Source organism: Paracraurococcus lichenis (genome assembly GCF_030657435.1).
GTDB lineage: Bacteria > Pseudomonadota > Alphaproteobacteria > Acetobacterales > Acetobacteraceae > Paracraurococcus > Paracraurococcus lichenis.
The window spans coordinates 1-4516 of the sequence record NZ_JAUTWS010000193.1; the positions used below are offsets into that span (position 1 = coordinate 1).

4 protein-coding genes are annotated in these 4516 nt (G+C 66.7%); 2 read left to right on the plus strand and 2 right to left on the minus strand.

What is annotated here, in order from left to right:
- Nucleotides 1-161 precede the first annotated feature (161 nt).
- Nucleotides 162-1604: a Hint domain-containing protein gene (locus Q7A36_RS38495; RefSeq protein WP_305109082.1), complete on the minus strand. Its 1443-nt coding sequence runs from the start codon at nucleotides 1602-1604 to the stop codon at nucleotides 162-164.
- A gap of 501 nt (nucleotides 1605-2105) precedes the next feature.
- Nucleotides 2106-2750, minus strand: coding sequence for a glutathione S-transferase family protein (locus Q7A36_RS38500; RefSeq protein ID WP_305109083.1), 645 nt, complete (start codon nucleotides 2748-2750; stop codon nucleotides 2106-2108).
- A 330-nt stretch (nucleotides 2751-3080) separates the two neighbouring features.
- Here Q7A36_RS38500 and Q7A36_RS38505 point away from each other — a divergent pair, with 330 nt between their 5' ends.
- Nucleotides 3081-3596: a DUF2924 domain-containing protein gene (locus tag Q7A36_RS38505; protein WP_305109084.1), complete on the plus strand. Its 516-nt coding sequence runs from the start codon at nucleotides 3081-3083 to the stop codon at nucleotides 3594-3596.
- On the plus strand, nucleotides 3593-4516 hold a 924-nt coding region (locus Q7A36_RS38510), incomplete at its 3' end, for a recombinase family protein (RefSeq protein WP_305109085.1). The genes Q7A36_RS38505 and Q7A36_RS38510, both read left to right, overlap by 4 nt.

A 4516-nucleotide genomic window follows, 5' to 3' on the forward strand; every position in this document is an offset into this window, starting at 1 on the left:
GCCCACGTATTGCGGGCAGACTGACCCGGACGCTAGGCCGGTGTGGCCCGGGCTCCGCCCGGGAGGTGCGCGAGCAACCAGGGCTGCCCCGCAGGCACTGTGGCGGAATCCAGGATGCCTGCGGAAACAGGATGCGGAAAGCGGTCAGGAAGGTACGGAGATCAATCCTCTGCCTCCCAGATCGGCTCTTCCGGCTCGTTGTCCTTCAGATTGTGAACCAAGATGCGGCCTGTGCCAACGTAATAGGTGTGCGCGTCCTCGACCGAGAGATTGTAGACCGACGTTGCGCGCACCGCCCCGCGGGCAACGGCGTGAATCGGTATCTCGGCCCCCTGCGCGTCCACTGCACAGTGGCCCGACGCGAGCCCCCGGGCGCTCGTGAACTGCAATGGCTGAATCCCGGTCGCAAACCGGTGCATCGCGGTCACGCCGAGGTTGTCCTGTCCAACCGCCAGCCGGATCAGGTCGTTTGCTTCGTGTCTATGGACCGTGGTGACCTTGCATTTGGCCATACAGGAGGCTCCGGCGTGCCATGCGATCACCTCGTCTCCGACGGCCACATCGGAGATTGGCTTGTACGAGCCGTCCCCCATCGAGACGAGGGTGTCGCCGATGAAGCAGCCTCCCCCTCCATCCTCATCGACGCCGCCATCCGGACCGCCCTGATCTATTGGGTCGTCCCAATCTCCACCGTCGTCATAGACGCCTACCCCTTCGGAGCCGTCGGCGTCGGTTCCGCCGACGACCACGCCGCTGTCGATATCCGGCTGGTCGTCCGGCGGCAGGTCAACCTCACTGGACGACAGGTCCTGGACGGCCTGCGCCAGATCCATCACTTCGGGAATGGCTTCCAGGACGAGCCCCGTGAGGATGTACGCCGTGCCAACCACCACGTGGAACGGCTCCGGGATAGGGATGACCTCGTACAGCACCCCGGTTGCGACGAGGGCGGCCCCGGTCACGCGGCATTCCGCCTTGAACACCGCCGTGGTCCTTGACTCCGGTCCGTCCGCCGCCTCCCGCTCCAGGGAACGCGTTCCGCGGACGCCGATGCCGAAGGGGTCGTCCAAGGACAAGACCGCGAGGGACTCAAGCGACTGTCCAATCTTGCTTTCATAGGCCAGGATCTCGAACTTGTCCCCGCCGCTTCGCAATGATCTCGCGACTTTCCTGGAAAAGAAAGACAGCTTGCGGTTGCTGACGTTGTAGAAGCACATCGGGCCAGCCCCGGGCACGCGCGTGACGGCGCCGTATTTCTTCCACGCCGCCAATCCCTGCTGGAAGAGTGACTGGTCCTGGACGCGGTTGCTGCTCACCAGCAGCGTCAGCAAAATCGACTCCAGACCGTCCAATCCGCTCGACCCGCTCGCGTAGTCGATCAGCGAACGGAGCATCGGCGCCCTGCACTCGGGAACAGCCTCGATCTGTGCGAAGACGCACGCGAGGTTGCTGCGGAAAAGCGCGCGTCTGTACGCCACCCGCACCCGGCTGTCATTCTCCTGCTTCGCATAGATCCATTGAATCAGCCGCCAGACTTCCCCGAATTCCCCGTAATGGAAGCGGGCCCTCGTTGCGACCGGCCGAGCGGAAGGCTCTTGTGGCATTGCAGGCTCCTCGCAATGGGATTGTGGAAAACCACGTCGTGCCCCGGCAACTGGATCCAAAGCAGTTAAAATATCTACACAGAAAACAGTGAGGCCGCGTAGGAAGCGACGCCCCCTGTAGTTGGGTCATCCAACTGTCTGTGGTGGGCTCCTAATATCGGAACCTCTGTAATGCTTTAACCATAGCAACCTTGGAGCCGCCGAGCGCTCAAAATTATGGGATGTACTTGATTTCGATAGTTAATGAAAAGGTGCCGCGGATGGCGGCCGCCAACCCTCTTCGCCGACCGGCGCCTGGGCCCTAGCGGGTTGCTTGCCTCGAAATACGGCATATTGACTGCTTCCGGGTGGCGAGGTGACCGGCATCACCGCGTGGCCGTGCCCGGCTGGAATGGCACAGCGTGAGGCAAGTGACCCACTAGTGGTACGCGCCAGACGCTTGGTACCCGATGCGAACCGCCGGGTTCGACCCACTGCGGACCTCCGGGGTCTCCAAGGGGCTCAGGCGACGGCGGTGGCCGCCATGCTGGAGCGGCCCGCGATGCCCTCCCACCACCGCCCCAGTCTGGGGCGCGCCGCGAGCAGCGGCCCAGCCACCGGCGCACTGGCAAAGCAGGCGAACATTGGCGCGGCGTGCAGGTCCGCCAGCGTCAGCGCCGCGCCGGCCAGGTGCGGTCCCAGCCCCATGATCTGCTCAAGGGCGCCCAGGCAGGTTGCCGCCCGCGGCAGGGCGGCGCGGATCCGCGTCTCGTCCGGCTCCCGCCCTTGCGCCGGGGCGACGACCTGCTCGACGTAGATGTCCCACACGAGCGTGCGGTAGGCGTAGGCATCGAGGACGCTAATCGCTTGGTTCACCCGGGCCCGTGCCTCCGGCGAAGCCAGCTGCAGGGCGGGCCCGGGGAACGCCTCATCCACGTAGCGCGTGATGGCGCCCGCTTCGTACAGTCGGAAGCCTCGGTGCTCGAAGGCCGGGATGCGCCCGAACGGGTGCCGCTCCAGGTACCCGGCCGGTGGGCCGCCGGGGGCGAACACGTCGACCGGCACCAGCCGGTAGGCGACGCCCTTCTCGGCCAGCGCGAGGCGGGCGGCGCGCACGTACACGCTGTAGGGCGCGCCGTAGAGAACCGGTCCTCCATCGTCGTCCATCGCGCGCCCTCCCGCCCTTCTCCGACCTTGAGACGGGTACCAAGCGTTAGCGTGAACCACTAGTCCTGCAATCAGTGCATTGCGCGCTTAGCGGCGGCTCTGCCATGACCTGGGCGTGCCCAGCCCGCTAATCCACCCCCTCAATCACCACCTCCCTCCCCACCTCCGCGAGGTCTGCGCCATCCTCGCCGCCGGCCTCCTGCGGCTCCGCAGCCGCGCTGCCGAGGAACTTGCCCGCGACACCGAACAGGCTCGGGACCAGGGAGAAGGTTGCCTACACTCCGCGCCCTGGCAGCGCCGTCATGCCCACCCGCGTCGTCGGAGACAGGCATGACAAAACGCGCGAAGCACGAGAAGCAGCAGGCGGCCACGCCGGTGCCGGTGGTCACCAGCATCCCACCAGCCAGTGTGCTGCCCCGCTTGGCGGCCCTGCAGACGGCCGACATTGCCGAGCTGAAGCAGCAGTGGCGCGAGCACTGCGGCACCGAACCGCCGCCCTACAACAGGAAGTTCCTGGAGAGCCGGCTCGCATACCGCATACAAGAATTGGCGTATGGCGGCCTAAAGCCGGAGACCGTGGCCCGGCTCGAAGCGCTCGGCGAGCAGCTGGACGGCGGCAACGTCGTCCTCCGCCGCATCCGCGCCGGCGAGGACCGGCCGATCGCCGGCACGCGGCTGGTCCGGGAGTACCAGGGCGTCCAGCACACCGTCACCGTGCTGCAGGACGGCTTCGAGTACGAGGGCCGCCCCTACCGCTCCCTCTCCGCCATCGCCCGCGCGATCACCGGCACCCGCTGGAACGGCTGGAGCTTCTTCGGCCTGAAGAACCAGCGGGGGCAGGCATGAGCAGGCGCAAGGCGACCGCCGCGGCTGAGGCCGCCATGCCGGCCACGGTGAAGAAGCTCCGCTGCGCCATCTACACCCGGAAGTCCACCGAGGAGGGGCTGGAGAAGGAGTTCAACAGCCTCGACGCCCAGCGCGACGCCTGCGAAGCCTTCATCGCCAGCCAACGCGCCGAGGGCTGGGTGCTGGTGCCGGACCACTACGACGACGGCGGCGTCTCCGGTGGCACCCTCGAACGGCCGGCCCTGCAGCGTCTGCTGCGCGACATCGAAGCCGGCCGGGTTGACGTGGTAGTGGTCTACAAGATCGACCGCCTCAGCCGCTCGCTCATGCACTTCGCCAAGCTGGTGGAGGTGTTCGACACCCACAGCGTCACTTTTATTTCAATAACGCAAAGCTTTAATACAACGACCAGCATGGGGCGGCTGACGCTGAACATCCTGCTCAGCTTCGCCCAGTTCGAGCGCGAGGTGATCAGGGAGCGGGTGCAGGACAAGATCGCCGCCTCGAAGGCCCGCGGCATGTGGATGGGCGGCTCGGTCCCGCTCGGTTACGAGGTGCGCGACCGCAAGCTGGTGGTGAATGAGGCCGAGGCGGCGAGGACACGACGGGTATTTGAGCTCTTCGCCGAAACCGGCTCCGGCGTGGAGGCCGTCCGGCGGCTGCGCGCCGAGGGCGTGCTGACGAAGACCGGCCGGCCCTTCGACAAGGGGGCGCTGTACCGGGTGCTGAACAACCGAAGCTACCTCGGCGAGGTGGCGCACAAGGGCCAGGTCTTCCCCGGCGAGCATCGCGCCATCGTGCCGCGAGAGCTATGGGACCGTGTCCACGTCATCCTGCAGGAGAGCCCGCGGATCCGCGGCAACCAGAACCGCCGGCAGACCCCGGCCCTGCTGCGGGGCCTGATCTTCGGGCCGGACGGG